This is a genomic window from Cupriavidus sp. SIMBA_020, from assembly GCF_046535395.1.
Taxonomy (GTDB): Bacteria; Pseudomonadota; Gammaproteobacteria; order Burkholderiales; family Burkholderiaceae; genus Cupriavidus; species Cupriavidus campinensis.
This window is the reverse complement of the sequence record NZ_JAWRWU010001821.1, coordinates 1-230: the sequence shown is the minus strand read 5'-3', so window position 1 is coordinate 230 and position 230 is coordinate 1. Positions and strand designations below refer to the sequence as shown.

Here is a 230-nt window from a genome sequence, read left to right as displayed (position 1 = left end):
CGGCCGCGCGACCGGCATAGGGAGGCGGGACATGGCAGTAACTCAGGAGGGACGATCGTCCGCGGGACGGCCGTCCGGGACGCGGGCACCCGGCAATCGGCAGGCCGGCGGCACGAAGGCGCGCATCCTCGATGCGGCCGAGGACCTGTTCATCGAGCATGGCTTCGAAGCGATGTCGATGCGGCAGATCACGTCGCGCGCGGCGGTGAACCTCGCCGCGGTCAACTACC

General features: G+C 70.4%; 1 protein-coding gene. It reads left to right on the top strand.

Going from position 1 to position 230, the window contains the following annotated elements; translation table 11 throughout:
* Positions 1 to 31: 31 nt before the first annotated feature.
* The coding region (locus SB751_RS35885; RefSeq protein WP_410749717.1) for a TetR/AcrR family transcriptional regulator at positions 32 to 230 on the top strand (199 nt) is incomplete at its 3' end.